Annotated in this window: 27 protein-coding genes; 19 read left to right on the top strand and 8 right to left on the bottom strand. The window is 58.1% G+C overall.

Features of this window, described 5'->3' with window-relative positions:
• Positions 1–35: 35 nt before the first annotated feature.
• From rho to L1249_RS05890, 9 genes are all read left to right on the top strand, one after another.
• Entirely contained in the window at positions 36–1,295 is a 1,260-nt protein-coding gene (gene rho, locus L1249_RS05925) for a transcription termination factor Rho (protein WP_062359984.1), read from the top strand.
• Positions 1,296–1,360: 65 nt separating this feature from the next.
• Positions 1,361–2,854, top strand: a complete 1,494-nt coding sequence (gene ubiD / locus L1249_RS05920; RefSeq protein ID WP_228168621.1) for a 4-hydroxy-3-polyprenylbenzoate decarboxylase — start codon at positions 1,361–1,363, stop codon at positions 2,852–2,854.
• 41 nt (positions 2,855–2,895) lie between these two features.
• Complete coding sequence (locus tag L1249_RS05915; protein WP_054644935.1) at positions 2,896–3,663, top strand: NAD(P)H-flavin reductase; 768 nt, start codon at positions 2,896–2,898, stop codon at positions 3,661–3,663.
• Between the two features lie 64 nt (positions 3,664–3,727).
• Positions 3,728–3,856, top strand: coding sequence for a hypothetical protein (locus tag L1249_RS17445; RefSeq protein WP_266100271.1), 129 nt, complete (start codon positions 3,728–3,730; stop codon positions 3,854–3,856).
• 128 nt (positions 3,857–3,984) lie between these two features.
• Positions 3,985–4,125: a hypothetical protein gene (locus L1249_RS05910; protein WP_164834378.1), complete on the top strand. Its 141-nt coding sequence runs from the start codon at positions 3,985–3,987 to the stop codon at positions 4,123–4,125.
• A 316-nt stretch (positions 4,126–4,441) separates the two neighbouring features.
• Complete coding sequence (locus L1249_RS05905) at positions 4,442–5,518, top strand: 3-deoxy-7-phosphoheptulonate synthase (RefSeq protein WP_058579677.1); 1,077 nt, start codon at positions 4,442–4,444, stop codon at positions 5,516–5,518.
• A gap of 61 nt (positions 5,519–5,579) precedes the next feature.
• The gene (locus L1249_RS05900) at positions 5,580–6,092 is read left to right on the top strand and encodes a DUF3087 family protein (RefSeq protein ID WP_058579676.1); all 513 of its coding nucleotides are present in this window, start codon (positions 5,580–5,582) and stop codon (positions 6,090–6,092) included.
• A gap of 337 nt (positions 6,093–6,429) precedes the next feature.
• On the top strand, positions 6,430–7,800 hold the full coding sequence (gene iscB, locus L1249_RS05895) for an RNA-guided endonuclease IscB (protein WP_228168622.1): 1,371 nt from the start codon (positions 6,430–6,432) through the stop codon (positions 7,798–7,800).
• A gap of 71 nt (positions 7,801–7,871) precedes the next feature.
• Positions 7,872–8,600 (top strand): MliC family protein, encoded by a 729-nt coding sequence (locus L1249_RS05890; RefSeq protein ID WP_044630661.1) that lies wholly within the window; start codon positions 7,872–7,874, stop codon positions 8,598–8,600.
• Between the two features lie 25 nt (positions 8,601–8,625).
• Here L1249_RS05890 and L1249_RS05885 read toward each other — a convergent pair whose 3' ends face one another.
• Positions 8,626–9,696: a metal-dependent hydrolase gene (locus tag L1249_RS05885; RefSeq protein ID WP_044630660.1), complete on the bottom strand. Its 1,071-nt coding sequence runs from the start codon at positions 9,694–9,696 to the stop codon at positions 8,626–8,628.
• A 214-nt stretch (positions 9,697–9,910) separates the two neighbouring features.
• On the opposite strand from L1249_RS05885, the gene gloA reads away from it, so the two are divergent.
• A complete protein-coding gene (gene gloA, locus L1249_RS05880; RefSeq protein WP_058579673.1) occupies positions 9,911–10,351 on the top strand; it encodes a lactoylglutathione lyase in 441 nt (146 codons plus the stop codon).
• A gap of 67 nt (positions 10,352–10,418) precedes the next feature.
• Positions 10,419–10,838 (top strand): META domain-containing protein, encoded by a 420-nt coding sequence (locus L1249_RS05875; RefSeq protein WP_137093030.1) that lies wholly within the window; start codon positions 10,419–10,421, stop codon positions 10,836–10,838.
• 94 nt (positions 10,839–10,932) lie between these two features.
• Here L1249_RS05875 and L1249_RS05870 read toward each other — a convergent pair whose 3' ends face one another.
• The 5 genes from L1249_RS05870 to L1249_RS05850 all read right to left on the bottom strand — a co-directional run bounded on the left by L1249_RS05870 (position 10,933) and on the right by L1249_RS05850 (position 18,386).
• A complete protein-coding gene (locus L1249_RS05870) occupies positions 10,933–13,779 on the bottom strand; it encodes a valine--tRNA ligase (RefSeq protein ID WP_137092974.1) in 2,847 nt (948 codons plus the stop codon).
• A gap of 62 nt (positions 13,780–13,841) precedes the next feature.
• Positions 13,842–15,044 carry an MFS transporter gene (locus tag L1249_RS05865; RefSeq protein WP_137092976.1) on the bottom strand — a complete coding sequence of 401 codons (1,203 nt, stop codon included), beginning with the start codon at positions 15,042–15,044 and terminating at the stop codon, positions 13,842–13,844.
• A gap of 31 nt (positions 15,045–15,075) precedes the next feature.
• Positions 15,076–15,507 carry a DNA polymerase III subunit chi gene (locus tag L1249_RS05860; protein ID WP_044630655.1) on the bottom strand — a complete coding sequence of 144 codons (432 nt, stop codon included), beginning with the start codon at positions 15,505–15,507 and terminating at the stop codon, positions 15,076–15,078.
• An 82-nt stretch (positions 15,508–15,589) separates the two neighbouring features.
• Positions 15,590–16,711, bottom strand: a complete 1,122-nt coding sequence (locus L1249_RS05855; RefSeq protein WP_044630654.1) for a branched-chain amino acid aminotransferase — start codon at positions 16,709–16,711, stop codon at positions 15,590–15,592.
• A gap of 154 nt (positions 16,712–16,865) precedes the next feature.
• Positions 16,866–18,386 (bottom strand): leucyl aminopeptidase, encoded by a 1,521-nt coding sequence (locus L1249_RS05850; protein WP_044630653.1) that lies wholly within the window; start codon positions 18,384–18,386, stop codon positions 16,866–16,868.
• A 134-nt stretch (positions 18,387–18,520) separates the two neighbouring features.
• Between L1249_RS05850 and lptF the strand changes: the two genes are divergently transcribed.
• The 5 genes from lptF (at position 18,521) to bfr (ending at position 22,228) form a co-directional block, all read left to right on the top strand.
• Positions 18,521–19,600: an LPS export ABC transporter permease LptF gene (lptF, locus tag L1249_RS05845; RefSeq protein WP_082051496.1), complete on the top strand. Its 1,080-nt coding sequence runs from the start codon at positions 18,521–18,523 to the stop codon at positions 19,598–19,600.
• Positions 19,600–20,670 (top strand): LPS export ABC transporter permease LptG, encoded by a 1,071-nt coding sequence (gene lptG / locus L1249_RS05840; protein WP_044630652.1) that lies wholly within the window; start codon positions 19,600–19,602, stop codon positions 20,668–20,670. Before lptF ends, lptG begins: the two co-directional genes overlap by 1 nt.
• Before the next feature lie 34 nt (positions 20,671–20,704).
• The gene (locus L1249_RS05835; protein WP_228168624.1) at positions 20,705–21,178 is read left to right on the top strand and encodes an RDD family protein; all 474 of its coding nucleotides are present in this window, start codon (positions 20,705–20,707) and stop codon (positions 21,176–21,178) included.
• Between the two features lie 157 nt (positions 21,179–21,335).
• Complete coding sequence (locus tag L1249_RS05830; protein ID WP_044630650.1) at positions 21,336–21,542, top strand: bacterioferritin-associated ferredoxin; 207 nt, start codon at positions 21,336–21,338, stop codon at positions 21,540–21,542.
• A gap of 200 nt (positions 21,543–21,742) precedes the next feature.
• Positions 21,743–22,228, top strand: coding sequence for a bacterioferritin (gene bfr, locus L1249_RS05825; RefSeq protein ID WP_044630649.1), 486 nt, complete (start codon positions 21,743–21,745; stop codon positions 22,226–22,228).
• 112 nt (positions 22,229–22,340) lie between these two features.
• Here bfr and L1249_RS05820 read toward each other — a convergent pair whose 3' ends face one another.
• Both L1249_RS05820 and sodC read right to left on the bottom strand, forming a co-directional pair.
• Positions 22,341–23,810, bottom strand: coding sequence for a carbon starvation CstA family protein (locus L1249_RS05820; protein ID WP_044630524.1), 1,470 nt, complete (start codon positions 23,808–23,810; stop codon positions 22,341–22,343).
• A gap of 200 nt (positions 23,811–24,010) precedes the next feature.
• On the bottom strand, positions 24,011–24,544 hold the full coding sequence (gene sodC, locus L1249_RS05815) for a superoxide dismutase family protein (protein WP_044630523.1): 534 nt from the start codon (positions 24,542–24,544) through the stop codon (positions 24,011–24,013).
• 235 nt (positions 24,545–24,779) lie between these two features.
• On the opposite strand from sodC, the gene L1249_RS05810 reads away from it, so the two are divergent.
• Genes L1249_RS05810 through L1249_RS05800 form a run of 3 tightly spaced genes read left to right on the top strand, consistent with a single transcriptional unit; the run spans position 24,780 to position 26,625 of the window.
• On the top strand, positions 24,780–25,553 hold the full coding sequence (locus L1249_RS05810) for a pseudouridine synthase (RefSeq protein ID WP_044630522.1): 774 nt from the start codon (positions 24,780–24,782) through the stop codon (positions 25,551–25,553).
• A gap of 8 nt (positions 25,554–25,561) precedes the next feature.
• Positions 25,562–26,410, top strand: a complete 849-nt coding sequence (gene tcdA, locus L1249_RS05805) for a tRNA cyclic N6-threonylcarbamoyladenosine(37) synthase TcdA (protein ID WP_044630521.1) — start codon at positions 25,562–25,564, stop codon at positions 26,408–26,410.
• Positions 26,407–26,625 carry a DUF1653 domain-containing protein gene (locus L1249_RS05800; protein ID WP_044630520.1) on the top strand — a complete coding sequence of 73 codons (219 nt, stop codon included), beginning with the start codon at positions 26,407–26,409 and terminating at the stop codon, positions 26,623–26,625. Before tcdA ends, L1249_RS05800 begins: the two co-directional genes overlap by 4 nt.
• Positions 26,626–26,922 lie beyond the last annotated feature (297 nt).

Here is a 26,922-nt window from a genome sequence, read left to right as displayed (position 1 = left end):
CGCCTAGCTTTCATGAGCAATTTTCTAACACACCGATGAATCTCACTGAACTCAAGCAAAAAACCGTTCCCGAGCTGCTCGATATCGCCCGCGAAATGGGTATCGACAACTTAGCCCGTTCGCGCAAGCAGGACATCATTTTCGCCATCCTCAAGAAACACGCCAAAAGCGGCGAGGATATCTATGGCGACGGTGTGCTGGAAATTCTTCAGGATGGCTTCGGCTTCCTGCGTAGCGCCGACAGCTCGTACCTCGCTGGGCCGGACGATATCTACGTATCGCCCTCACAGATTCGTCGTTTCAATCTGCGCAAAGGCGACTCCATTTCCGGCAAAATCCGCCCGCCGAAAGAGGGTGAGCGTTACTTTGCCCTGTTGAAGGTGAGTCAGATCAACTTTGACCGCCCGGAAAACGCCAAGCACAAGATTCTCTTCGAGAACCTGACGCCGCTGTTTCCCACCGAGCGTCTGCGCATGGAGATCGGTAACGGGTCTACTGAAGACCTCACGGCTCGGATCATTGATCTGACTGCACCGATCGGTAAAGGCCAGCGTGGACTGCTGGTGTCTCCGCCGAAAGCGGGTAAGACGCTGATGCTGCAGAACATCGCGACGTCGATCACGCGGAACAACCCCGAGTGCCATCTAATCGTGCTACTGATTGATGAGCGCCCGGAGGAAGTCACCGAGATGTCCCGCACCGTACGCGGTGAAGTGGTCGCCTCTACCTTCGACGAGCCGCCCGCCCGCCACGTTCAGGTGGCCGAAATGGTCATCGAGAAAGCCAAGCGCTTGGTTGAGCACAAAAAAGACGTGGTGATTCTGCTCGACTCCATTACCCGTCTGGCGCGTGCTTACAACACCGTGGTGCCTAGCTCTGGCAAGGTGCTTACTGGTGGTGTGGATGCCCACGCGCTTGAGAAGCCGAAACGCTTCTTTGGTGCCGCGCGTAACATCGAAGAGGGCGGAAGCCTGACGATTATTGCCACCGCGCTGGTCGATACTGGTTCGAAAATGGACGAAGTCATCTTCGAAGAGTTCAAGGGCACCGGTAACATGGAAGCGCACCTTGACCGCAAGCTGGCTGAAAAACGCGTCTTCCCTGCGATCAACATTCGTCGCAGCGGCACTCGTCGTGAAGACCTGCTGGCCTCTGAAGAAGAAATGCAGCGCATGTGGATTCTACGCAAGCTGCTTAACCCGATGGAAGATACCGCAGCGACCGAGTTCCTGATTGATCGTCTGAAAGATACCAAGACCAATCTGGAATTCTTTGAAGCGATGAAGCGTCGTTAAGGCGCTGCATCTACTGCCATGCGTTTGCAAGAGCAGCGTCTGACAGCCGGGTTGAGGAGAGTGTTTTGAAGTATAACGACTTGCGCGATTTTATTGCGGCGCTTGAAGCCCAGGGTGAGCTAAAGCGAGTTAAAGCGGAAGTTGATCCTTACCTAGAAATTACTGAAATCTGCGACCGTACGCTGCGCGCCGGTGGCCCTGCACTGCTGTTTGAAAATGTAAAGGGCCACGATATGCCGCTACTGGGCAACCTGTTCGGCACCCCGAAGCGGGTAGCGCTGGGTATGGGCCAGGATTCAGTAGAAGCGTTGCGTGAAGTAGGGAAGCTGCTGGCATTTCTGAAAGAGCCAGATCCGCCCAAAGGCCTGAAAGATGCCTGGGATAAGCTGCCGATCTTTAAGCAGGTGCTCAGCATGGGGCCTAAAAGCGTTAAGCGAGCTCCTGTGCAGGAAGTCGTTTACGAAGGCGATGAAGTGGACCTCGGCCGCCTGCCGATTCAGCACTGCTGGCCCGGCGATGCGGCGCCGCTTGTCACTTGGCCGCTGGTTATCACCAAAGGCCCGCATAAAAAGCGCCAGAACCTGGGGATTTATCGCCAGCAGAAAATCGCCAAGAATCGCCTGATTATGCGCTGGCTCTCCCACCGTGGCGGGGCACTGGACTTCCTTGAGTTTCAAAAAGCCCATCCCGGTGAGCCCTTTCCTGTCGCCGTGGCGCTAGGCGCTGACCCGGCGACTATATTAGGCGCGGTCACTCCGGTGCCCGATTCGCTCTCAGAATACGCCTTTGCTGGCCTGCTGCGCGGTTCGCGTACCGAGCTGGTGAAGTCCGGTCACGCAGACCTGGAAGTCCCCGCCTCCAGCGAAATTATTCTGGAAGGCTTTATTTATCCGGACGATATGGCACCGGAAGGGCCGTTTGGTGACCATACCGGTTACTATAACGAAGTGGATCATTTCCCTGTGTTTACCGTGACGCGGATGACCATGCGCCGCGATGCCATTTATCACTCTACCTATACCGGTCGTCCACCCGATGAGCCCGCCATTTTAGGCGTAGCGCTTAACGAAGTGTTCGTGCCCATTCTATGCAAGCAGTTCCCCGAGATTGTCGACTTCTATTTACCGCCGGAAGGCTGCTCCTATCGTATGGCGGTTGTGACGATGAAGAAGCAGTACCCCGGCCACGCGAAGCGCGTGATGATGGGGGTTTGGAGCTTCCTGCGCCAGTTTATGTACACCAAGTTCGTCATCGTGCTGGATGATGACGTGGATGCACGTAACTGGGAAGACGTGATGTGGGCGATTACCACGCGCATGGATCCTGCCCGCGACACGGTGATGGTGGAAAACACGCCTATCGACTACCTCGACTTCGCCTCACCGGTATCCGGACTTGGCTCCAAGATGGGGCTGGATGCAACGAACAAGTGGCCCGGCGAAACCGACCGGGAGTGGGGCACTCCCATCGTGATGGATGAGACGGTGAAAGCCCGCGTTGACGAGCGTTGGGATGAGCTGGGCATTGATATTCCGCTACCCACACCGCGCCACGGTTAATCGGCCGTATGGGTCGAACGATTTTCCATAAAGAGGCTTTCATGAGCGCTAGGACGTTAACGTGTAAAACGCTAACCTGCCAAGTCACCGCCGTCGAGGATCTTAATCCTGACGTATTTAAAGTCACGCTTGCCGGTCGCGCTGAAGCAATGCAGCACGCCCCTGGTCAGTACCTTGAACTAATGCTAGACGAGGCCACTTGGGTGCCTTTCTCGATTGCCAGCGCCGACCGTGGCGATGGCACGCTGGAGCTGCAAATTCAGCACTGGCCCGAGCGTAATAACTCTCAGCGGCTGCGCCAACTGTTGCAGGTCGCCAACCAGCTAACGGTGCGTCTGCCCAGCGGCGATTGCGTGCTGGATACGCAAAGTGAGCGCCCGCTGCTATTGATTGCCGCAGGGACCGGTTTTGCCCAAATGAAGGCCATCGTCGAAGCTGCGCTTCGTGACCAGCCCACACGACCCATTTCATTATGGTGGGCGAACCGTGAGCACCGCGATTTATATGCGGAAGACCTTGCCTGCGAATGGGCGCAGCAGTATGAAAACGTTGCGTTTCATGCGGTCACTGAATTCCCGCTGACCGAGCCGCTGGCGTCGGGCGAGCGCATTGCCCACCATCAGGGGCGCGTTGATTTGGTGTTAGAAAGCGAGCTGTCGAATGCACCGGTCACGCCTAGCGACTGCGATATTTACCTCTCAGGCTCACCGGGCATGGTATATGCCTGTGTGGACGTGCTGGAGCGTTTGGGCGTGGGCAATGAACGTATGTTCTCGGATGTATTTGCCTACGCACCCCGTCCTCACTAAAATAGCGGGTCACTTTCTGGCGTACGGCACACACCGTAAGACTACTGATCACTAGGAGGCTTTCATGGGCCATCACGACGATAATTTTAAAGACGATTCCGGCATTCTGTCGATTATTCTGGGCATCGTGGTATTGGTAGGTATGAGCGCATTGCCTGCTACCATTGGCTGGATCCAGGCGTACGGCAGCTGATCCTCATCGCCAGGAAATTGAACGCTCGCGGTAATTGCTTGTTGCCATTTAGCGCGCAGGCAGGCAGGATTAGGTCATTACGTAGTACACACGTCATGTAGTACACACGTCATATTGAGGAAGTAACCATGCCACATGGCAAGCCTTTACAGCGCACTCACACCAAACCGGAAACGGTGGTTGAGGCCTGGGCGAAGGTGGGTACTTCCTATAGCTTTAACTATGCAGCGTATTGGTTTAGCCACGGTGTGCCCCTGGCCGACGCCTAGCGTCGCGCCAACAGGCACACCGCCCCGGTTGCCTGCCGCATGCAAAGAAGCCTCGGTGGGTAACCCCACCGAGGCTTCTTTCGTTTTATTAACCCTCATTTTTTCATAGGTAGATTATTAAGGAGCTGTACCATGTCTTATCGCGCCCACTCAATCGCTAGCCCCAACGCCATCCGTTATCTCGGCTATGGCTATGGCTGGCGATTTAGCGACGCGCGTTCGGTGCAAGCTGCCACCTCCGATCGTGCCCACCTGGGTGGCAAGTTGATGATGCGATGTCACGCGTTATGTCATACGAATTCGGAGAGTTAACCCTATGAATGCCCCAATCAACACCCCAATCAACACCGCTTGTTCCTCTACTGCCCAGGCCTCCACGCTTATGTCTGCGACGGCGCTGCCGCTACCCGCTGAGCTACGCCAGCGTGTGGTGGTGAATAGCACGCTGAGTGCACAAATCGACCAGCAGCGCCAAGCGGTACAGCGCATTCTCAGTGGTCAAGATAACCGTCTGCTGGTCGTAGTGGGTCCGTGCTCCATCCACGACCCGGATGCTGCCTTGGAGTATGCGGATCGGCTAGCAGCGCTTAGCGATGAGGTCAGCGAACAGATTTTGCCAGTGATGCGAGTGTACGTTGAAAAGCCGCGCACCACGGTCGGTTGGAAGGGGCTGGCCTACGACCCTGATCTTGATGGCAGCGGCGACATGCCGCGCGGTATCGCCCTTTCCCGTGAGCTTATGCACGCCGTCGCCTCCCGCGGCCTGCCGGTGGCCACCGAGCTGTTACAGCCCATGTTAGCCCCGTACCTGGATGACCTGCTGAGCTGGGTAGCGATTGGGGCGCGCACAACGGAATCCCAGCTGCACCGTGAGCTGGCCAGCGACCTCAGCGCCGCCGTAGGCTTCAAAAATGCCACCAGCGGCGATGTGCAGGTGGCCATTGATGCTATGCAGGCTGCCGCCCACTCCCATCAGCGTTTTGCCATGGATCTCCAGGGCCGCCCTATCATGCAGGAGACCGCAGGCAACCCGCACACCCACGTGGTGCTACGCGGCGGCCACGGCGAGCCCAACTACCAAGCCCACCATGTACGCAGCGCAGTTAATACACTGCGCGAAGCAGGCCAGAATCCGCGTTTGATGGTGGACTGCAGCCACGCCAATGCCCGCAAAGATCACCGCCGCCAAAGCGAAGTGATGCTGGATGTATTAGCCCAGCGTCAAGCGGGTGACGCAAATTTGGTGGCACTGATGCTAGAGAGCCATTTGTACGAAGGCAAACAAGCGTTGACGCCCAGTGCGCTACGCTACGGCGTCTCGGTCACTGATGCCTGCGTCAGCTGGGAGACCACTGAGCGCTTGCTGAAAACCGCCGCGGAACGACTGACCTAGCGCGTTGACTGCCCCGGCCAGCCCCGTATCATAAGAGTTCCTTTTGATCACGAGGTTGGCCATGGCCTTTTCCCTTGAACAGCACGACCCCGCGTCTTACCAGCGCAAAGCCCGCATTATCAGCGTGGCGATGGCCGGGCAACTGATTATTTTTGGCCTGCTGTTTTCAATGCTCCTCACCACTACCTTTGGCAGCAGCGTCTGGCTGAACGCTCTGGGCGTATTGTTGGGCCTGCTCGCCACCAGCGCTATGTTCGCTGCGTTAAGAGAGCGCCCATGGATGACTGAGGTGCGCTATGTTTGGCAGCTCAAGCATCACCTGTCGCGTATTAGCAGCTACCTACAGCCGCTGCGCCGCGCGGTGGAAGAGGATAATCGCCTAGCGCTGGATATCCTGACCTTTTACCACCAGGGCATGGCCCAGCTTGCCGAGCTAAATGGACGCACCACCGACGACGATGCCGAACGTTTAGCGGAAAAAATGCAGGTTAAAGTGAAGCGTGAAGCGTTGGGCCTACCCAAAGAAGTCACCACGTTTGACCCGCATGACTTGAGCGCTTTCAAACAAAAGTAAGTCGCGCGCAAGGGTATTACCGATGAGGGATTAACAGGGAGCGTATTCAGTCAACTACCCCCGCCTGAAGGCGGGAGCTTGTGAAAGCAAGCCTAGTTGACCAGGGTAAGCGGGCGGTACAGCCGCTACGTTGATAACAGGTCGCCAAGACTCACCCACGGATGCTTCCTCAGTCCGTGGCTCTGAAAGGTCAAGATCATGCTGGCGCAGGGTAAAACGCCGAAGGTCTTGACCGCTGCCACAAGGCAGGAGCCGGTTATCGACATTCCCGAGGGGAGACGGGGCGTAAGCCCTGCGACACAAGGCCCGTAAGGGCGCTATTTAAGGAGAAGATCGCATGGCGGTTTTCGTACTGGACAAAAAGAAGCAACCGCTGATGCCGTGCAGTGAAAAGCGCGCTCGGTTGCTGCTGGCGCGTGGTCGTGCCGTGGTGCATAAGCGCTACCCGTTCACGATTCGGCTCAAGAATCGCGTCGGTGGCGAGGCGCAACCGCTTCGCCTGGGCATCGACCCTGGCAGCAAAACGACCGGGCTGGCGCTGATGCACGAACCGGACAGTCAGCAGCGGCATGTGCTGTGCCTGTTTGAACTGATCCATCGCGGCTTTCAGATCAAAAAGGCATTACAGCAACGCGCCGCCTTTCGGCGTCGCCGCCGCAGTGCCAACCTGCGCTACCGCGCCCCGCGCTTCAATAATCGCATCAAACCTAAGGGCTGGCTGGCACCGTCGCTGCAGCATCGGGTGGATACGGTGATGGCGTGGGTCAATCGGCTATCCAAGTCGGCACCCATCACCGGCATCAGCCAGGAGTTAGTGCGCTTTGACACGCAGAAGTTGGAAAGCCCCGAGATCAGCGGCGTGGAGTACCAGCAAGGCACCCTGCTGGGCTACGAGGTGCGCGAATACCTACTGGAAAAATGGGGGCGTGAGTGTGCCTACTGTGGCACCGCCGATACGCCGCTGGAGATCGAGCATATGGTGCCGCGTTCACGCGGCGGCTCGAATCGCGTCAGCAATTTGACCCTAAGCTGCCATCCCTGTAATGCCGAGAAAGATAGCCAGACACTGACCGATTTTTTCGCCACCAACAAAGGCCTGAAAAAGCGCCTCAAGGCTAACGGCTTATCAGCTGACGCACAGCTGGAACGTGTACAGCGCCAGCTCAAGCAACCGATGCGCGATGCCAGTGCGGTCAATGCGACCCGCTGGGCGCTGTTCTCCGCGCTCAAAACCACGGATTTACCGGTCGCCGTGAGCAGCGGTGGCCGCACCAAATACAACCGGCAGCGCCTCAACATCCCCAAGACGCATGCCCTGGACGCCGCGTGTGTCGGAGCTTTTGGTAAGCTGTATGACTGGACAGAGCCGACACTGACGATCAAGGCGATGGGGCGCGGCAGCTACCAGCGCACGCGCTTAACGAAACACGGGTTTCCGCGTGGCTATCTGATGCGGCAGAAGCAGGTGCACGGCTTTCAAACCGGCGACATGGTGCGTGCGATAGTACCCACCGGTAAGAAGGCCGGTACCCATACGGGGCGTGTCGCGATACGCAAAACCGGCAGTTTCAACATCCAAGCCGAACACGGTGCAGTGCAAGGCATTTCCCATAAATACTGCACCCTCATCCAACGGAGCGATGGCTACGGCTATTACGTCACACTCTTCAGCAACCTAACAGGAGAAGCGGGACGGGCGGTGGCGTAACACAGTCGCCCTGCGGGCGACGCGCTATCCCTCCCGGCACTAGAAGTACCGGGTATCCCGCGCAAAATCAGATGAGTGCTAATGTTACGTCACTACGATTCGCCACGGCGGTGGCTACCGGTTTACTGCTAGCGGGCTGCGCGACCAGTGCGCCCGCCCCTGAGCAGCCGGTAAAAACCACCGTGCAGAGCAGCGCACCACTGTTGCCTTCGGTGCTGTTTCCCGGTAGCGCTGAGCGCTTTCAAGCTTGGAACTGCCAACCAGCCAATCAAGACTTAGTCACGGCCGTCAATGGTGAAGAGTTACGGCTGTGGTCGCTACATGGCGCGTGGCGACTGCCTCAAGCCGTGGTGGCCAGCGGTGCCCGCTATCAAAATGGCGATATTAGCTTCTGGAACCGCGGCGATCAGGCGCAAATTGAAACGCCCCGTGGGCAATTGCAGTGCCAGCAAGGGGTTGACCGGGAGGTTGCGACCCGATCACGCCACCCAGGCGTGATGTTGTTAGCCCGTGGCAACGAGCCGGGTTGGACGATTGAACTGGCGAACGATGCGCCAGTAATGACCTGGACTACCAACTACGGCAGCGACACCACCACCATGCCTTATATGGTCAGCGTGATGGATAACGACGCGGGCCGGGTGGTGATCGAGAATGCCAACGCCGAGCAGTTTTTCCGCGTACGTATTGAGTCAGGTGCCTGTTTCGACGATATGAGTGGCGAACCCTATCCTGCTCGCGTGACGTTCACCATTGATGGCGAACAGTACAAAGGGTGTGGCCAGGGCATCGCGCCCTAGCCATCATGATCTAGCATCTCAGCCATTAGCAGCGGTACAGAAACGGCTCTGCGCGCCACTGCGGTTCCACGTAATCGCTGGCGCACAGAGCTAATACATCGCCACCCGCTCGCGCGGCAAGCCGCGCCAGCGTGGCCATGTGTAATCCTCTTGGGCTGTCTACTTCTTCGCTAACGGCTACCGGTACCCAGCGCTCTTCCTCTCGGGTTGCCAGGGTGAAGTTAAACGGGTGAAAGCCAGGAAAACCCAGCCGAATATCGGTGGCGACCAACGTCTCTTGGCCATTAATATAGCGCGTCTCAAAGCGCAAAAACGGTCCGGTGAACCACGTCAGCCGCTGCCCTAGCGGCCCCTCCAGAGCACTTGGCTCCAGTTCGACGTTACGACGCAGTGGTTCCAGTGCGGGAACTCGGTCACGATCAAATACACTGATCAAACTCTCGTAATAGCGGTCTTCATCGATGACCGTTGCCCGCCATAGTGCGATATTGAACGGCGTGGGTTGGATGAGTACGGGGGCTGCTTGTAAGTCCGCCTCGGCTAGGGCTGGCGTTAGGCGCTGCTCGACGCTCCATTTGGCACCTGCGGCCATCATGAGGTAAGCGCAGGAGATCACCAGCCCCGTGCGGCAGGCACTGCGTACCTTGCCCGACACGCTGCCGATAATCAGCGCCATAAGCAGCGGTAGCGTGTAGAACGGATCGATGATGAAGACGATAGGCCACGCGGCGGGCGGTGCGTCTAGCGGCCAGAGCAACTGCGTGCCGTAGGTGGTCAGCGAGTCGAGCAGCGGGTGAGTCACTAATATCAACGTAAAAAAGCACCACCAGCGACCCAACGAGATATCCCGCGCTGGAGCAAAACGGGCACACAGCACGGCCAGCAACGTGGCAAGGCCCGTCAATACGAACAGCGAATGGCTGAAGCCACGGTGCTCGGTCACATTGGCCACCGCATCGCCGTAGTCCAGCACCACGTCCAGGTCGGGTAGAGTACCCAGTAGCGCACCTATGACGATGGCTTTACGGCCCAGTCGCTTACCTAACACGGCACCACCTACCGCTGCGCCAAGCGCCGCTTGCGTAATCGAATCCACAGACCTCTCCTCGACGAGCCGATAGCGAATCGTGATTGTCACTGAAGAGTGACACACTAGATGAACAGCCGTGACACCATTATACAGCGTGTCTACTTTCTATTTTACTGTCGCACTATTGTCTATGTTTTAATGGTGCTACATGACCGGCTCGGCACCGCACTCGGCGGTAGCACGGGATATAATTACCATTCTTCAATGAAGAGGAAATGACATGCAGTTTTTACACAGCATGGTACGTGTCAGCGACTTAGACGCCTCGCTTCACTTTTATTGTGACCTGCTCGGCCTCAAAGAAGTGCGCCGCAAAGAGAACGAAAAGGGCCGTTTTACGCTGGTGTTCCTGGCGGCTCCTGAAGATGAAGCGCGCTCCGAGCGCCTTACTGCCCCCGAGCTTGAGCTTACCTACAACTGGGACCCGGAAGAGTACACGAGGGGCCGTAATTTTGGACACCTAGCCTACCGAGTCGACGACATTTACGCCCTTTGCCAGAAACTTCAGGATAACGGCGTCACCATCAACCGTCCGCCCCGCGACGGCAACATGGCGTTCGTGAAGTCGCCCGACGGCATCTCTGTCGAGCTGCTGCAAAAAGGCGATGCGTTGTCACCCCAGGAGCCTTGGGCCTCCATGGAAAACACGGGTAGCTGGTAAGTCGCTGGTAAAACGCTTAAGGAGTACGAACAAGGTGAAAGGACAAACTCGCCATATCATCCTGGGGATGGGGCTTGCGCTGCTGCTGAGCGCTTGTGGCAGCACACCGCAGCAAGAGCGAATCGACGTGCCGCAAGGCGGCACGCTCTCTGGGCCAGTGGTCGAGCAGCGTTGGAACTTGCTGTTGGTAGGGACCGATGAGCGGCTATCAATGCCCGAGACGCCATTTTTCCGCATCGGCCGCGACGGCAAGGTTAGCGGCTCGGATGGTTGCAACCAGTTCACCGGCAAGGTGAGCCTGGGCGAAAGCCAGCGCATTGAGTTCAGCGAACTGGCCTCCACCCGAATGGCCTGCCCCAATATGGAAGACGCCAAGCGGGTCACCGATATGCTGGATACCGCGTATCGTTACTTGATCGACCACGACCGTTTGGTGTTCTTCGGACCGGATAGCCGTGTGCTCGGCGGTTGGCGGGAAGCTAACTAAGCCGCTATCGGCTTAGTCGTCGCGTGAAAAAGGCGCTGTAGATACGACAACGGCACCCAGTAGGTGCCGTTGTGAGACTGTCATGAGCGGGGGATTACATTGCGGCAATCTTCGCCTGCTGCTCTTCCAACAGCTTTTTGGCGGACTGGTACTCTGCCAGTTTGCCGCGCTCTTTCTCGATCACGGCGTCGGGGGCTTTGGCGATAAAGCCTTCGTTGCCCAGCTTCTTCTCGATACCGCCGATGAGCTTATCCTGTTTCTCGATCTCTTTGGCGAGGCGGGCAAGCTCCGCGTCTTTATCGATCAGGTCTGCCATCGGCACCAACACTTCCATATCGCCGACCAGCTGCGTGGCCGAAAGCGGGGCGTCTTCTGGGTTGGCTAGCCACGTCACACTTTCCAGTTTCGCTAGCTTGGCCAGGAAGCGGCGGTTCTGCTCCAGGCGCTCGGCGTCTTCGGGCTGACCTTTGGTCAGCAGCACGTCCAGCGGCTTGCCGGGGGCAATGTTCATCTCGGCGCGGATGTTGCGCACGGCGATGATCACGCCTTTCAGCCACTCGATGTCGCGGGTGGCCTGCTCGTCGATCTTGCTCTCGTCGGCTTCCGGCCACGCTTGATGCATGATGGAGGCATCGTCGCCCACATAGGTGCCCGCCAGAGGGGCGACCCGCTGCCAGATCTCTTCCGAGATATAGGGCATCATCGGATGGGCCAGGCGCAGGATGGTTTCCAGCACCCGCACCAGGGTGCGGCGCGTGCCGCGTTTGGCTTCGGCGCTGGCCGCTTCGTCCCATAAAACAGGCTTGGAAAGCTCCAGGTACCAGTCGCAGTACTCGTTCCAGACGAACTCGTACAGCGCTTGGGAGGCGTGGTCGAAGCGGTACTCGTCCATCGCCTTGGTGACCTGCGCTTCGGTTTTCTGTAGCTGGGAGATAATCCAGCGATCGGCTAGCGACAGCTCCACTTCTTCGCCGCTGGTGCCGCAATCTTCGCCTTCGGCATTCATCAGCACATAGCGCGAGGCGTTCCACAGCTTGTTACAGAAGTTGCGGTAGCCATCCAGGCGGTTCATATCGAACTTGATATCGCGCCCGGTGGTGGCTTGGGAAAGGAAGGTAAAGCGCAGTGCATCGGTACCGTGGGGCTCGATGCCGTCTTTGAACTCTTCTTTGGTCGCCTTGGCAATCGCCTTGGCCTTCTGGGGCTGCATCATGTTACCGGTGCGCTTTTCCAGCAGCGCGTCCAGGCTGATGCCGTCGATCAGGTCGATGGGGTCCAGCACGTTGCCCTTGGACTTGGACATCTTCTGGCCCTGGCCATCGCGCACCAGGCCATGGACGTAAACGGTCTTGAAGGGGACTTCACCGGTAAATTTCAGCGTCATCATGATCATCCGGGCGACCCAGAAGAAGATGATGTCGAAACCCGTCACCAGCACGCTGGAGGGGTGGAAGGTTTCCAACTCCGGCGTTTTCTCCGGCCAGCCGAGGGTGCCAAACGTCCATAGGCCCGAGCTGAACCAGGTGTCCAGGACGTCTTCGTCCTGGGTCAGGGCGACGTCAGCATCAAGACCATGCTTCTCGCGGGCTTCCTCTTCACTGCGAGCCACGTAAACATTGCCGTCGGCGTCGTACCAAGCCGGAATGCGGTGGCCCCACCACAGCTGGCGAGAAATACACCAGTCCTGTAGGTCGTGCATCCAGGCGAAGTACATGTTCTCGTAGTTCTTCGGCACGAACTGAATGTCGCCGTTCTCTACCGCTTCGATGGCGGGCTTGGCGAGGCTCTCCACGGCCACGAACCACTGATCAGTCAGCAGCGGCTCGATGACATCGCCGGAGCGGTCGCCGTAGGGCAGGGTGTTGTTGACGCTTTCCACTTGCTCCAGCAGGCCGAGGGCCTCCATATCGGCGACGATCTGCTTGCGCGCTTCGAAACGATCCAAGCCCGCGTATTTGGCCGGCAGGGTAGCGTCTTCATCGGGCTGCGGCTGACCTTTCAGGTCGAAAATTTCTGCCTGCTCAAGAATCGTCGCATCTTTGGTGAAGACGTTGATCAGCAGGTGGTTCTGGCGCTTGCCGACTTCGTAGTCGTTGAAGTCGTGGGCCGGGGTAATCTTCACACAGCCCGAACCTTTCTCCATATCGGCGTGCTCGTCCGCCACGATGGGAATACGGCGGCCTACCAGCGGCAGTTCGATGAACTTGCCTACCAAGGAGGCGTAGCGCGGGTCTTCTGGGTTGACCGCCACGCCGGTGTCACCCAACAGGGTTTCCGGGCGGGTGGTGGCGACCACTACGTAATCCTTGCCGTCGTCGGTCTTGACGCCGTCGGCCAGCGGGTAGCGGAAGTGCCAGAAGCTACCCTGCTGCTCCTTGTTTTCGACTTCCAGGTCGGAAATGGCGGTGTGCAGGGTGGGGTCCCAGTTCACCAGCCGCTTGCCGCGATAGATCAGGCCCTCTTCGTGCAGGCGCACGAAAACTTCTTGAACCGCTTTATAGAAGCCATCGTCCATGGTGAAGCGCTCACGGCTCCAGTCGACGCTGGCGCCCATGCGGCGCAGCTGTCGGGTAATGTGGCCGCCGGACTCTTCCTTCCACTCCCACACTTTTTCGATGAACGCCTCGCGGCCGAGGTCATGGCGGGTCTTGCCCTCTTCGGCTGCAATCTTGCGCTCCACCAGCATCTGCGTGGCGATACCGGCGTGGTCGGTGCCTACCTGCCACAGGGTGTTGTTGCCCTGCATCCGCTTCCAGCGCGTCAGGGTATCCATGATGGTGTCCTGGAACGCGTGGCCCATGTGCAGGCTGCCGGTGACGTTGGGCGGCGGAATCATGATCGAGAAGGGCTTGCCGCGGCCAGACGGCGCGAAGCGGTTATCGGCTTCCCAGCGTTCGTACCAGCGGGTTTCGATCTGTTCGGGTTGGTAGGTCTTTTCCATGGGGAGTCGGCTCACGGCTTGCAAAAAATGGTGGCAAGTATAGCGCGAACGCCCCGCGCTCGTCAGGGTTGTGTTGTGCGTAGGTGTGTTCGCAGATGCAATCCACGCATGGCTATCAGTCCAAGCACTGGCCCAGGCAGCAACCACCAAATCACCCAAGGCCCTTGGCTTGCCCATAGGGCTGTCACTAACGCGATGGAGGGAATCGTGAGGCCAAAGCCAATCGCATTCATCATGGCCAGCGCCGCGCCCAGCCGCTCGGGCGGCGCGCTGGCGGAGGCCAGGGCAGAGAACTGGGCCGAGTCGGCAATCACGCTCACGCCCCAAAGCGCGAGTAGCGCCAGTAGCAGCCAGGGGGAGAGGCCACCTAGCAGCGGATAGATAAGGCACAGGGTGCCAGATACCGCCAGCGCGATAAACGCGACCCGCGCGCTACCGATGCGTCGGCTCCACCAGCCGGCCCATACGCAGCCGGGAAGCCCCAAGGCGATGACCGCAAAGCTTAGCCACGGCTGCAGGCCCGGGGCTGCGCCTAAGCGTTCCAGCTCTCTGGCGACCAAAAAAGGCACCAGCGCCCAGAGGGCGTAAAGCTCCCAGCAGTGGCCGAAGTAGCCCAGCGCGGCGGCGCGGAAGTTCTTCTCTTTAAATGCGGCAAGCCCCGCCCAGGGTCGCCCGCCGTTGGCCTTAGCAGGCAGGTGTGGCCCCACGCCTAGCTTAAAAATCATCAGCGCTGCCAGAAGAGCAAGGGCAGAGGCCAACAGCAGTGGCCACTGCCAGGGAAGATGCAGGGTAAGCCCGCGCAGCAGGTGCGGCGAAGCAATGCCAAGGGTGAGCATGCCGACCAACCAGCCAAGCGCCGAGCCTGCATGAGTGGGTGTCCAGCTCACCACCAGCTTCATGCCCAGCGGATAAATGCCCGCCAGACAAAGCCCGACTAAAAAGCGTGCCACTGCCGCCAGCGTGACGCTTTCTGCCACGCCAATAAACGCTGCGTTAATCAGCGCGCCGAGTACAGCGGACATCGCAAACAGGTGGCTGGCACGTATGCGGTCGGCGAGGCCGGTAGTGGCAATCAGCAGCGTACCGGTAATAAACCCCGCCTGCACGGCAATGGTAAGCAGCCCCAGGTCGCTTTCACTTAGCCCCACGGCTTCTTGCAGCGCCAAGCCAACGCCATTAACGCTAAACCAGAGTGATGTGCCAAACAGTTGGGCGATAACGATGACCGCCAGCGGTGTGCGGGCTAACAGGGCATGAGAAAGCATGGGGTGTCTCATCCATTGAGTGGTTGTTTTACTACCCTAATTTATGCGGCACGACCTCATGCCCAAGCGCCTTGTAGCGCTGCCAGCAGGCGCGTTTAGCGACCAGCACATGTTGGTGTTGGTTGATGATCTCGGCAATCCGGGCGAAGTGCTCAATACCTTCGGGAATATCGGGGTGTAGGTTCAGCAGCGCCGTCTCTTCAGTGGGCACCGGTAGCTGCTGCCAGCCTAGTGTGATGGGCACACTGTCGGCTAGCTCGCTATCTTCCAATGCATGGGGCAGGTAAGCATCATCGCGGAACTGCCACAGCGCTTCGTCGGCCTGTTCGGCCAGCGCTTTGTCTTCGCAGTGCAGGTGCAGTCGGTACCCTTTGCGGTGGATCGTTTCGGCGAGCTTGCAGGCAAACTGTAAACGCGCTTCAAGGGTGGTATCGGGCAGAATATAAAAATCGATGCGTGCCATCGGTGGCTCCAGCGGGGTCAACGCGCTTGGCAGCCTGGCCGCCACGGTGAGTGGCGGCCAGGTGTTGAGTAACGCTAGAGGGTCATACCAAGCGGGTCAGCCAGCCGTATTTATCGTCGCTGCGGCCATACTGAAGGTCGAGCAGTGTCTTGCGAATGCGCTTGGCCACTTCGTTATTGCCATCGCCCTGCAGGCGAATACGCTCGTTTTCCGTGACCAGCTCGCCAACCGGGGTAATTACGGCGGCCGTACCGCAGGCGAAGACCTCGGTAATCTCGCCGGAGGCGGCACCTTCGCGCCACTCGTCGATGCTGATCGCGCGCTCTTCGGGGATGAGGCCCGCGTCTTTAGCCAGGGTCAGGACAGAGTTGCGGGTCACGCCTTCCAAGATGGTGTCGGTCAGGCGCGGTGTGACGATGCGGCCATCCTTGTAAACGAAGAACAGGTTCATGCCACCCAGCTCTTCGATCCACTTGTTTTCAGCAGCGTCCAGGAAGGCGACCTGGCTGCAACCGTTGGCAGCGGCTTCTTTTTGGGCGGCCAGCGAGGCGGCGTAGTTGCCACCGCACTTGGCAAAACCGGTACCGCCAGGGGCCGCGCGCTTGTAGTGTGAGGAGAGCCAAATAGAGACCGGCTCGATTCCGCCTTTGAAGTAGGCCGCCGCCGGGGATGCAATCACGTAGTAGTCGACTTCGTGAGCCGGACGCACGCCCAGAAACGCTTCCGAAGCGATCATGAACGGACGCAGGTAGAGGCTGCACTCGTCGGCTTCACTAGCCGGGGTGGGTACCCAGGCGTGGTCTTGGGCCAGCAGTGCTTTCAGCGAGCCGATGAAGTCGTCATCGGAAAGCTCGGGCAGCGCTAAACGGCGAGCGCTACGGCGAAAACGCTCGGCGTTTTTCTCTGGGCGGAAGGTCCAGATAGAGCCATCGGCATGGCGGTACGCCTTGATTCCCTCAAAAATTTCCTGGCCGTAGTGCAGCACCGAGGCGGCGGGGTCCAGGGTCAGCGGGCCGTAGGGGCGTACTTGGTGACCGTGCCAATCGGCATCGACGGTCCAGCGCACGTGGGCCATGTGGTCGGTGAAGTATTTACCAAATCCTGGGTTTTGCAGGATGTTGTCACGAATGTCATCGGCCGCCGGCTGGTTGGACGGCAAAATTTCAAAACGTGATTCAAGTTGAGCATCTGAAGCTGTGGGCACGGCGTGTTCTCTCCGCTAGAGCCAAGCCCCGAAGGGCATCTATTAAGCGTATCGTTTGGATAGCATGTGCCTGCTTGGCAGCGGCACACGCTCATACTTTCAGGTTTAACGGTTGCGTTAACGAAAGGCAACCATTGGTGGCCTGTTTGTGTGGTTAGGCGTCGCCATTTTCGACTTGGGCGTCGGCTTCACGGTCGATCAGGTATTGGGTCAGCAGACCCACCGGGCGGCCGGTGGCGCCTTTTTGTTTGCCCGAATGCCAAGCGGTGCCGGCAATATCCAGGTGCGCCCAGGGGAAGTGGTCGGCAAAGCGCGACAGGAAGCACGCGGCGGTAATCGTGCCCGCCGGACGACCGCCAATGTTGGCCAAATCGGCAAAGTTGGAGTCCAGCTGCTCCTGGTACTCATCCCATAGCGGCAGGTGCCACGCGCGGTCCCAGGCGGTTTCACCGGCATCCAACAGATCAAGCGCTAGGTCATCATCGTTGGAGAGCAGGCCGGTGGCGTGGTGGCCAAGGGCAATAATGGCCGCACCCGTTAAGGTGGCGATATCGACCACGCTGGCCGGGGTAAAGCGCTCGGCATAGGTGAGCGCGTCGCACAGCACCAGGCGGCCTTCGGCATCGGTGTTGAGCACTTCCACCGTCAGCCCTTTGAGCGTTTTGATAATATCGCCCGGCTTGGTGGCGGCGCCATCAGGCATGTTCTCGGCAGCGGCGACGATAAACACGGCGTTGAGCTTGGGTTTGATGGCCAGCACGGCTTTGACGGTGCCAAAGACGCTGGCGGCGCCGCCCATATCAAACTTCATCTCATCCATACCTTCGCCGGGCTTCAGCGAAATACCGCCGGTATCGAAGGTGATGCCTTTACCTACCAGTACATGGGGCGCTTCCTCTGGGGTTTCTGCCCCCTGATATTTCATCACGATGAGCCGTGTTGGCTCGACGCTGCCACGGCCTACTGACAGCAGTGAGTGAGCGCCCAGGGCCTCTAGCGCCTCTTCGTCTAGAATCTCAACGTCGAGCGCGCCTTGAGAATCGCGACCTAATGCTTCTGCCTGCTCGGCTAAGTAGCGCGGCGTGCACACATTGCCCGGTAGGTTGCCGAGCGTGCGGGTGAAATTAATGCCCTGGCCAATGGCGGTGCCTAAAGCAGCCCCTTGCATGGCGAGGGGAGCGTCGTTTGCATCGCTAACAATCAGCGTGAGCTTCGCCAAGCTGGGCGCTTTAGCGGGGGATGACTTGAATTGATCAAACCGGTAGATAGCGCGCTCGACGGCTTCCAGGGTTTTGCGGGCCTTCCAAGCAGCGTCGCGATCTGCCAGTGGCACATCAGTAAAGGTAGCGCAGGCTTCATCGATGGGAAGCTTGGTTAGGGCCGTCATCGCAGCGTCCAAGGCTTTAATAAACGCAGCCTCTTGGCATTTGTCACGCTCACCCAAGCCTACCAGCAGAATGCGGTCGGCCCCCAGACCCGGCGCGAAGGGCACCAATTGAGTGTTGCCCAGTACCGCATCAAAATCGCCACGTTCCAATAGCTGGCCGATTAATCGCTCGCTGGCGTCGTCTAATTTGGCGACAGCGGGCAGTAAATCACTACCTTTATAAACAGGGAGAACGAGGCAAGCCGTTTCGGCTTTGGCTGGGTTCGCGGTCTGAACGGAAAATTCCATGACGTCTCCAACAAGACAAGCAACGAGTGATTCGGGATAATGTCCCGTTATTTAGTGTTTGCTACCAGTTTGATTAGTGTACCCAAGCCATGGGCGCATTGCATGGCAACCTGCACCACTAGTCGGAGAGTGCGTTGATTTTATTTCGGTACTTAACTCGCGAAGTGTTACTGACGATGTCCGCTGTGGCGGGCATCCTGCTGCTGGTGATTATGGGCAGCCGCTTTATCCGCTACTTTTCAGATGCCGCCGAGGGCGATTTTCCCGTCACGATTCTAGGCAGCCTGATGGTTTTTCATTTGCCTGGGTTTATGGAGCTGATCCTGCCGCTGTCGTTTTTTTTAGGCATTTTGTTGGCCTATGGGCAGCTCTATATGAACAGCGAAATCACCGTCATGGTGGCCTGCGGTATGAGCCCCACTCGGCTTTTACGGGTAACCCTGCTGCCCGCAACAGTGGTCGCGGTATTGGTAGGGCTGTGTAGCCTGTGGCTAACCCCTGTCGGGGCGTTGCAAACTGAGGCCACATTAGAAGAGCAGCGCAGCCGTTTAGATGTCTCAGTGCTAGCGCCAGGGCGTTTCCAAGATTTTGGCGGCGGGCGCACAGCCTATATCACTGACTTCAATAGCGACGGCACGGAAATGCAGGAAGTGCTGGTGCACGAGCAGCCCATGGCGGGGGCAGAAAAAACGCATAGTTACATCACGCGCGCGGGGTCGGGCTATCAGGAAACGAACGTCGATACCGGCAGCCGTTTTCTCATTTTGGAAGACGGCGAACGCTACGGCGTAACGCCCGGACGCCAGGATGCCGAGCGTTTGACCTTCGAGCGCTATACGCTGCGGCTGGGGCTAAGCCGTGACCGGCAAGAGTTAAACTCGCTTGAGTATGCGACCACCACTGAGCTGTGGAACGACCCAGACCCACGAGCGCAGGCGCAGTTTCAGTGGCGGGCAGGCTTGCCGGTAATGGTATTTATTTTGGCGCTATTGGCCCAGCCGCTCTCTCGGGTGAATCCGCGTCAAGGACGCTTTGGCAAGCTACTTCCTGCGGTATTTCTTTACGTCGCCTATTTAAGCCTGTTGCTGGCAGCGGTGGATGCTATTGGCGGCGGATCTCTAGCGGTTGCCGTGGGTGTGTGGCCCGTGCATGGCCTGTTCTTAGGGCTTGGATTGCTGCTGCTGTGGCACTCGCAACGTAAAGGAGTGCGCTAATGCTGATCGCTATGGATCAAATGGATCGCTATATCGCCCGCAACGTGCTGGCAGCTATTGTGGTGGTGCAGTTTGTACTGCTGGGGTTGGATATCACCATTGCCTACATTGGTGATTTAGGCGACACCCAAGGCGACTATAGCGCACTAGACGTGCTGCTCTATTTAGGCATGCGGTTGCCCTGGCGCTTTTATCAGTATGCTCCAGTGGCGGTGCTGATTGGGGCACTCATTGGCCTGGGCAGTATGGCTTCCAGCAATGAACTTACGGTGATGCGTGCTGCCGGGCGTTCGCTGGCGCGGATTGTGTGGGGCGTGATGAAGCCCGTGCTGCTGGTTGTTGTGGTCGTGCTGCTGGTGGCAGAGTTCGTCAGCCCACGAACCGAGCAGTACGCCGAAGCCTGGCGCTTAGAGCAGCGCCAAGGTGAGGGAGCCATGCTCACCACCCGCAGCGGCTGGCAGTTTGAAGGCGATAGCGTTTACCGCTTTGGTGCCATTCGGGCGGATAACGTGGTACTGGATTTAACCCGCTACCGCTTTGATGAGCGCCGCTTGATCGAAGCTACTCATGCTAATCGCGCCTACTGGGACGAGGGCGCCTGGCTGCTTGAAGGTGTGACCACCACGCGCATTTTTGATAATCGCACTGAGTCGGAGTACCAGCCCAGTGCGGCTTGGGAAACGGCGCTCACACCGACCCAACTGGAGCGTTTGCTGCGGGATATTGAAAGCCAAGCGCCTAGCGAGCTGTGGGCGTACGCCAACTTCCTCCAAAGCCAAAACCTGCAGGCAGACCAGCCGCTGCTCTACTTCTGGCAGAAAGTGCTCATGCCCCTCACCATGGGGTCACTGGTACTGATTGCCGCCTCGTTTGTGTTTGGTCCGCTGCGTTCGGTGGCGGCGGGCACGCGGGTCTTTTATGGCGTAGTGACCGGTCTGGTGTTCAAGTACGTGCAGGATTTGCTCGCCCCGGCGTCGACCATCTTTGGCTTTTCCCCAGTCTGGGCGGTGCTAGTGCCGACTCTTGCCTGTGCCGCGGTGGGGATCTATTTCTTGCGCCGAAATGGCTAAAGGCCGCGCAGACGCACATCAGGAGAATAGAGCAGTGACGACGCGACGTTTTACCCAGTTGGATGACGTTTGGCCCGCCGGCATAGGTCGCCGATTGGGCGCCATGCTGTACGACGGTTTTTTGGTGATGGCCATCTGGATCGCCGTCACCGTGGCTCACTTGGCCTTTTTCCGCTTCGTGCTGGGCCAAACGGCAGAAGAGATCGGTACCACGGCCTTCGATATCTGGAGCCTGCGGCTCATGCTGCTGTTTTTCGTGACGCTGTTCTTCGTCTACTCCTGGCGCCGGGGAGGGATGACGCTCGGCATGCAAGCCTGGCGGCTGCGCGTACAAACCCTGGATGGTCACGCGATTACCTTAAAGCAGAGCCTGATTCGCTGCGCGACGGCCTGGCTGTCCTTGGCGGCCTTCGGTATCGGCTATTGGTGGGTGCTGTTCGATGGGCAGCGTAGAAGCTGGCCAGACATCGCCTCCAAGACTGAAACCGTGGTGCTGCCGAAAAAATAATTTTCAGCAGCTGGAGAGAAAATATTTGTTCAGCCAGTAGGTTAGCGAAAACTTTAGTTGCCTTAAGGCGAATCGATACTAAAGAACAACGTTTTTTACTTGAAAAGATGTATGCGAATCATTTACATTCACCTCATGATTTTTATGAGGTGTTGCCATGTACGTATGTGTGTGCAAGGGAGTAACCGACCACCAGATTCGCCAACAGGTTAGCGACGGAGCGCGCAGCTGGCGAGAAGTACGCGAAGCCACTGGCTGCGGCACTCAGTGCGGCAAGTGCGCTTGCTTTGCCAAGTCGCTCACCCGTGAGGCCGTTCAAGCTGCTCGCTTAGAGTCTGATATGAGTCTTGCTTACGCCGTATGACGCGAATCACTCTTGTTAGGCTTATCGTTAGCAAATAATTGATTTATTTGAAATTTTTTCTTTCCTGTCTATGCTCCCAACATCGTTGGGAGTAAGCCTTTTAATGGCCTATACTCCTTAGTTAATGTAATGGTACCTTTGAAAAACAGTACGCTTCAGTACTGTCCGATAAGACTTGTACGCTAAAAAAAGGTGATGGCATGAAAGGTGATCCGAAGGTTATTCAGCATCTCAATATCGCACTGGGCAACGAGCTAGTCGCTATCAACCAGTACTTCCTGCATGCCAAGATGTACAAAGACTGGGGCCTGAAAGTGCTGGCTAAGTGGGAGTACGATGAGTCCATTGAAGAGATGCAGCACGCTGACAAGCTGATCGAGCGCATCCTGTTCCTGGAAGGCATCCCCAACCTGCAAGACCTCGGCAAGCTGCACATCGGTGAAAACGTCAAAGAGATGCTCGAGTGTGATTTGAAGATCGAGCATGACGGCCGCAACGACTACATCGAAGCCATTACCTACTGCGAAAGCGTGAAAGATTACGTGACGCGCGATCTGCTGCGTGACCTGCTGGCCGATGAAGAGGGTCATATCGACCACATCGAAACGCAGCTAAAACTGATCGAGCAAGTGGGTATCCAGAACTATCTGCAAAAACATATGGCACTGGCCACTGACGAAGAATAAGACTTCGTCCGCTGGCAGTAGGCGATTAAGCGCCGAGCGCTAGCTAATACAAAACGGGCAGCCCCTTGGGGCTGCCCGTTTTGCATTTCAATGCAAAGTGTTGACCTGATATTTACCGACTGCTAGTGGCCAGCGTAGCGTCTTGATCCAGCGCACCAGGCACCGGCTCATCCACGCTAAAGGTGGCGCGGCTCAGGCGACGTACCCGCTTCATAAACAGCGCGATGCACACCAGCGTACCGCACGCGGCAACCACGTAGCTGACCTGCAGCGGCAGGTTGAAGCCAATGGGGGCGTAGGCGAGGTAGGTGAACGTTGCCATGGTCATGAAGACCGCCGGAATGGAGGTGATCAGGTAGGGCTTGCGTGAGAGTACCAGGTACATCGTCGCGGTCCACAGGGCGATGACGGCGGTGGTCTGGTTGGCCCAGGAGAAGTAGCGCCACAGCAGCGTGAAGTCCATGTGGGTGAGCGCGTAAGACGCCACAAACAGCGGCAGCGCAATCAGAATGCGCTTAACGATAGGCTTCTGCTCTACTTTTAAATAGTCGGCAATGATCATGCGCGCACTGCGGAAGGCGGTGTCGCCGGACGTGATGGGCAGCACAATGACACCCAGCACGGCCAGGGTGCCACCAACGGCGCCCAGCATGGTGGTAGAGACTTCGCTCACAACAGCGGCAGGGCCGCCTGCTGCCAATACATCGGAAAGCGACTGTTCACCTTGGAACAGGCTCATGGCCGCCGCTGCCCAAATCATGGCAATCACGCCTTCGGCGATCATCATGCCGTAGAAAATCTTGCGGCCGTTGGTTTCGTTTTCAGTAGTGCGCGAAATGATTGGCGTCTGTGTGGCGTGGAAGCCGGACAGCGCACCGCAGGAGATGGTCAGGAACAGCAGCGGGAAGATCGGTGCGTTATCCGGGTGCATGTTCTGGAACGAGAGCTCCGGGATAGGCGCGCCGGTTACCACCAAGCCAATGCCGATGCCAGCGGCGCTGAACAGCAAAAGCGCGCCGAAGTAGGGGTAAATACGCCCAATCACTTTATCAATCGGCAGCAGCGTGGCAATCAGGTAGTAGGCAAAAATCGCCAGGATGATAAGCGTCAGCGACAGCGATGTCATGTTAGCGAGCAGGGCCGCCGGAGAGGTAACGAACACGGTGCCGACCAATAGCAGCAGCAAAATCGCAAAGCCATTCACCACGTGCTTCATCGTTTTGCCCAGGAATTTGCCCGCCAACTGGGGCAGGTGAGCGCCGTGGTTACGGATGGAGATCATGCCGGTTAGGTAGTCGTGAACCGCGCCTGCAAAAATACAGCCAATCACGATCCACACAAACGCCACCGGACCATAGAGAGCACCCAGGATAGGGCCGAAAATTGGGCCTACACCGGCAATGTTAAGCAACTGGATAAGCGAGTTGCGCGTGGTATTCATCGGCACATAGTCGATGTCGTCGCGCATACTGAACGCCGGTGTTTGACGCTTACGATCGGCGACAAACACGCGCTCGACGAACTTGCCGTAGGTAAAGTAACCCACGACTAATAGCACTATCGAGAAAATGAACGTAATCATAGAAAGCACTCAACTGGTCAGGGAGGGTGTCAAGCGAACGGCTAGGCAGCAAGCCACGCTTATTTAGCCGGGGTGAATGTACAGAGACGTACCGGTTAGTGCTTTACGACTTTAGTGGTCTGCGACTTTAGTGGCTGATTAACAAAGAAAAACGGGCAACCGTTTGGCTGCCCGAAGTGAAAATGCCATCAAATTGAGGGTTAAGAGGAGACAACGCCGCAAGCCATGCGGGCGCCGCCACCGCCCAGGTGGGGTTCATCAGCGTAGGTGTCGCCACCGGCGTGAATCATCAGGCTGCGGCCCGGCATATCTTCCATACTGAGGCGTGGCGCCAGTACCGGCAGATTGGCTTCGCCATCGTCATTGACGGTGAGTACAGGTAGGTCGCCCAAGTGGCCGTCACCGTAGGGGCCTTGGTGGGTGCCCGCCTCTTCTGGGTCGTAGTGGCCGCCAGCTGACAGCGCGGCGGTCATTTCGCCGCTGTCGTTCTCGGCGGGCTCACAGCTGGCATTTTGATGGACGTGAAAGCCGTAAACCCCCGGCTCTAAACCGGTGAGCGAAGGGGTGAGCAGCACGCCATGCTCGGTATGCTCAACGGCCACTGTGCCGATGGACTCCTCCACACCGTCGGCGCTGACCTTATGTATTTCAACATTAAGCGGTTCATTGGCCTGTACCGTGGTGGCCAGCAGCACACCCGCCGCGATACCGGTAAGGGGTAGTGAATAGCGCATAATAATTGCTCCTTTCCTTTTCCGTGGAAGCCCTCACAAAGGGCGCTCTTTAACAGTAGTTGGCCTACCGCTACTCTGCCAATGGCGACGAAATCTCCGCCTAGCGTGCTGGCAACGGATGACATGAGCGCGCCAAGCCGCGACAATAGCCCGCGATTCCACATCTCTGTTTTATGTCCCTGTTTCATGTTTCTGTTTCATGTCCAAATGCTCTGCCTATGTATCAAGGAGTTCCATGCAGCCACTTAACATCCTTTATCAGGATGAGCATCTTGTAGCGGTGCATAAGCCGTCAGGCCTGTTAGTGCACCGCTCAGCGCTGGCGCGTGGGGAAACTGAGTTCCTGCTTCAGCGCCTGCGCGACCAGCTCGGCAAGCGGGTCTACCCGGTGCACCGGCTGGACCGGCCTACCTCCGGCGTGATGGTGTTTGGTCTCTCCTCTGAGGTGGCCGCCCTGCTCAGCGAGGGCTTTAGCGAACGTCAAGTGGAGAAGCGCTACCTCGCGGTAGTGCGCGGCAAAGCGCCGGAGCAGGAGCGGTTGGATTACCCGTTACGGGAGGAGGACGGCACGCGCCCCAAGGCGGAAATGCCCGCCATGCCCGCGATGACCGACATTCGCCGCCTGGACAGCGTCGAGCTACCCGTGCAGGTAGACCGCTACCCGGTGGCGCGCTATTCCCTGGTAGAAGCACGGCCGCTGACCGGGCGACGGCACCAAATTCGCCGCCACTTATCCCGCCGCGGCTACCCGATCATTGGCGACGCCAAGCACGGCAAAAGTGTCCACAACCGCTTTTTTGCCGAGCAGCTGGCCGCCCCGCGGCTGCTGCTCGCCGCGACCTATTTAGCGTTTGATCACCCGCTGCTGGATAAGCGCATTCAGCTTAGCTGCGCCGTGGATGAGACGATGAAAAATCTGTTCGAGCAGTTTGGCTGGCAGGGGCATTTACCGCTAGATAGCGTGCGAACGCCGCCCATTGCCACGCCTTCTGCCCTGCAAGCACTGTGAGCCAGCCCATGTCATTGAATGAATCCACGGCGTCTTCTAGCGATTATGACTTCCGCTTTGGCGGTATTCGACGCCTCTACGGCCAGCGTGCGGCGCAGGCATTTCGCCGTGCCCATGTGGTGGTAGTCGGCGTTGGCGGCGTGGGTAGCTGGACGGTCGAGGCGCTCGCCCGCTCGGGCATCGGCAAGCTTACGCTGATCGATCTGGACGACGTGTGTGTCTCCAACGTTAACCGCCAGCTCCACGCGTTGGATGGCACGATTGGCCAGCCCAAAGTAGGTGTGCTGGCCGAGCGCTGCCGCCTGATTGCCCCAGAGATCGAGATCATCGCGGATACCGGCTTCGTCACGCCCACCAACCTGGCCGAGCGCATTCCTGAGGATGCCGACCATGTAGTGGATGCCATTGATAGCGTGATTGCCAAAGCGGCGCTAATCGCCTGGTGCAAGCGACGCAAAATCCCGATTACCGTCACCGGCGCAGCGGGCGGGCAGACCGACCCCACGCGCATTCAAGTGGCGGACTTGACCCGCACCGAGCACGACCCACTGCTCTCCAAAGTGCGCTCAAGATTACGCCGGGATTACGGCTTCTCCCGCAATCCTAAGCGGCGCTTCTCGGTGGAGTGCGTCTACTCCGACGAGCAGCTGGTCTACCCCAGTGCCGACGGCGAAGTGTGCCTGCAAAAGCCCGGCAGCAACGAGGCTACACGGCTGGACTGCGCTTCCGGCTTTGGCGCGGCGACGTTTCTAACCGGCACCTTTGGCTTCGTGGCCGCTTCCAAAGTGCTGGAGCGCCTCGCCAAAAAAGCGAATCAGCCCGCCGCCACTCAAGCCATCCAAGAGGAAAACGAATGACCACTCCCGTTCCCGGTATTTACCGCCACTACAAAGGCAGCCTGTACGAAGTAATGGGCACCGCCCAGCACAGCGAAAGCGAAGAGCCGCTAGTGGTCTATCGCGCGCTCTACGGCGGCTACGGCCTCTGGGTGCGCCCGCTAGCGATGTTCATGGAGAGCGTGACGAAAGAGGGGAGCACCCAGCCGCGCTTTGCGTTGGAGAAGGCGTTTTAGCCCGTATCGATTGCGCCACTAGTACTCTTATGGATTGCCGCCCCCTGTTGTCAGGGAGGCGGAATTTTTGTGGTGGTGATTGCTTATATTCCATAATCAGCTATCTTTATAACGATAATTGGCGCGTAGGCGTCAAGCATACATACTCACGTATCTAGCAGCCTGTCGGTCTTTCCGTTGCACCGTGAGATACTGACCACCGTCATCGCCGAGCTGAGAAGATCGCCATGAGCCGCTTCATCCCTGTGGATCGCCAGACCGATTACCTGCTGCCGCCTTCGGTAGACGAGTGGTTGC

The organism is Halomonas sp. Cn5-12 (assembly GCF_021532545.1).
Lineage (GTDB): Bacteria > Pseudomonadota > Gammaproteobacteria > Pseudomonadales > Halomonadaceae > Vreelandella > Vreelandella aquamarina.
This window is presented reverse-complemented; position numbering and strand designations above follow the sequence as displayed.

Excerpts from the sequence above, each read along its gene's own strand:
- rho (WP_062359984.1), top strand. The coding sequence starts at position 36 with ATGAATCTCACTGAACTCAAGCAAAAAACCGTTCCCGAGCTGCTCGAT.
- L1249_RS05915 (WP_054644935.1), top strand. The coding sequence starts at position 2,896 with ATGAGCGCTAGGACGTTAACGTGTAAAACGCTAACCTGCCAAGTCACC.
- L1249_RS17445 (WP_266100271.1), top strand. The coding sequence starts at position 3,728 with ATGGGCCATCACGACGATAATTTTAAAGACGATTCCGGCATTCTGTCG.
- L1249_RS05910 (WP_164834378.1), top strand. The coding sequence starts at position 3,985 with ATGCCACATGGCAAGCCTTTACAGCGCACTCACACCAAACCGGAAACG.
- L1249_RS05905 (WP_058579677.1), top strand. The coding sequence starts at position 4,442 with ATGAATGCCCCAATCAACACCCCAATCAACACCGCTTGTTCCTCTACT.
- L1249_RS05900 (WP_058579676.1), top strand. The coding sequence starts at position 5,580 with ATGGCCTTTTCCCTTGAACAGCACGACCCCGCGTCTTACCAGCGCAAA.
- iscB (WP_228168622.1), top strand. The coding sequence starts at position 6,430 with ATGGCGGTTTTCGTACTGGACAAAAAGAAGCAACCGCTGATGCCGTGC.
- L1249_RS05890 (WP_044630661.1), top strand. The coding sequence starts at position 7,872 with ATGAGTGCTAATGTTACGTCACTACGATTCGCCACGGCGGTGGCTACC.
- gloA (WP_058579673.1), top strand. The coding sequence starts at position 9,911 with ATGCAGTTTTTACACAGCATGGTACGTGTCAGCGACTTAGACGCCTCG.
- L1249_RS05875 (WP_137093030.1), top strand. The coding sequence starts at position 10,419 with ATGGGGCTTGCGCTGCTGCTGAGCGCTTGTGGCAGCACACCGCAGCAA.
- L1249_RS05870 (WP_137092974.1), bottom strand. The coding sequence starts at position 13,779 with ATGGAAAAGACCTACCAACCCGAACAGATCGAAACCCGCTGGTACGAA.
- L1249_RS05865 (WP_137092976.1), bottom strand. The coding sequence starts at position 15,044 with ATGCTTTCTCATGCCCTGTTAGCCCGCACACCGCTGGCGGTCATCGTT.
- L1249_RS05860 (WP_044630655.1), bottom strand. The coding sequence starts at position 15,507 with ATGGCACGCATCGATTTTTATATTCTGCCCGATACCACCCTTGAAGCG.
- L1249_RS05850 (WP_044630653.1), bottom strand. The coding sequence starts at position 18,386 with ATGGAATTTTCCGTTCAGACCGCGAACCCAGCCAAAGCCGAAACGGCT.
- lptG (WP_044630652.1), top strand. The coding sequence starts at position 19,600 with ATGCTGATCGCTATGGATCAAATGGATCGCTATATCGCCCGCAACGTG.
- L1249_RS05830 (WP_044630650.1), top strand. The coding sequence starts at position 21,336 with ATGTACGTATGTGTGTGCAAGGGAGTAACCGACCACCAGATTCGCCAA.
- bfr (WP_044630649.1), top strand. The coding sequence starts at position 21,743 with ATGAAAGGTGATCCGAAGGTTATTCAGCATCTCAATATCGCACTGGGC.
- L1249_RS05820 (WP_044630524.1), bottom strand. The coding sequence starts at position 23,810 with ATGATTACGTTCATTTTCTCGATAGTGCTATTAGTCGTGGGTTACTTT.
- sodC (WP_044630523.1), bottom strand. The coding sequence starts at position 24,544 with ATGCGCTATTCACTACCCCTTACCGGTATCGCGGCGGGTGTGCTGCTG.
- L1249_RS05810 (WP_044630522.1), top strand. The coding sequence starts at position 24,780 with ATGCAGCCACTTAACATCCTTTATCAGGATGAGCATCTTGTAGCGGTG.
- tcdA (WP_044630521.1), top strand. The coding sequence starts at position 25,562 with ATGTCATTGAATGAATCCACGGCGTCTTCTAGCGATTATGACTTCCGC.
- L1249_RS05800 (WP_044630520.1), top strand. The coding sequence starts at position 26,407 with ATGACCACTCCCGTTCCCGGTATTTACCGCCACTACAAAGGCAGCCTG.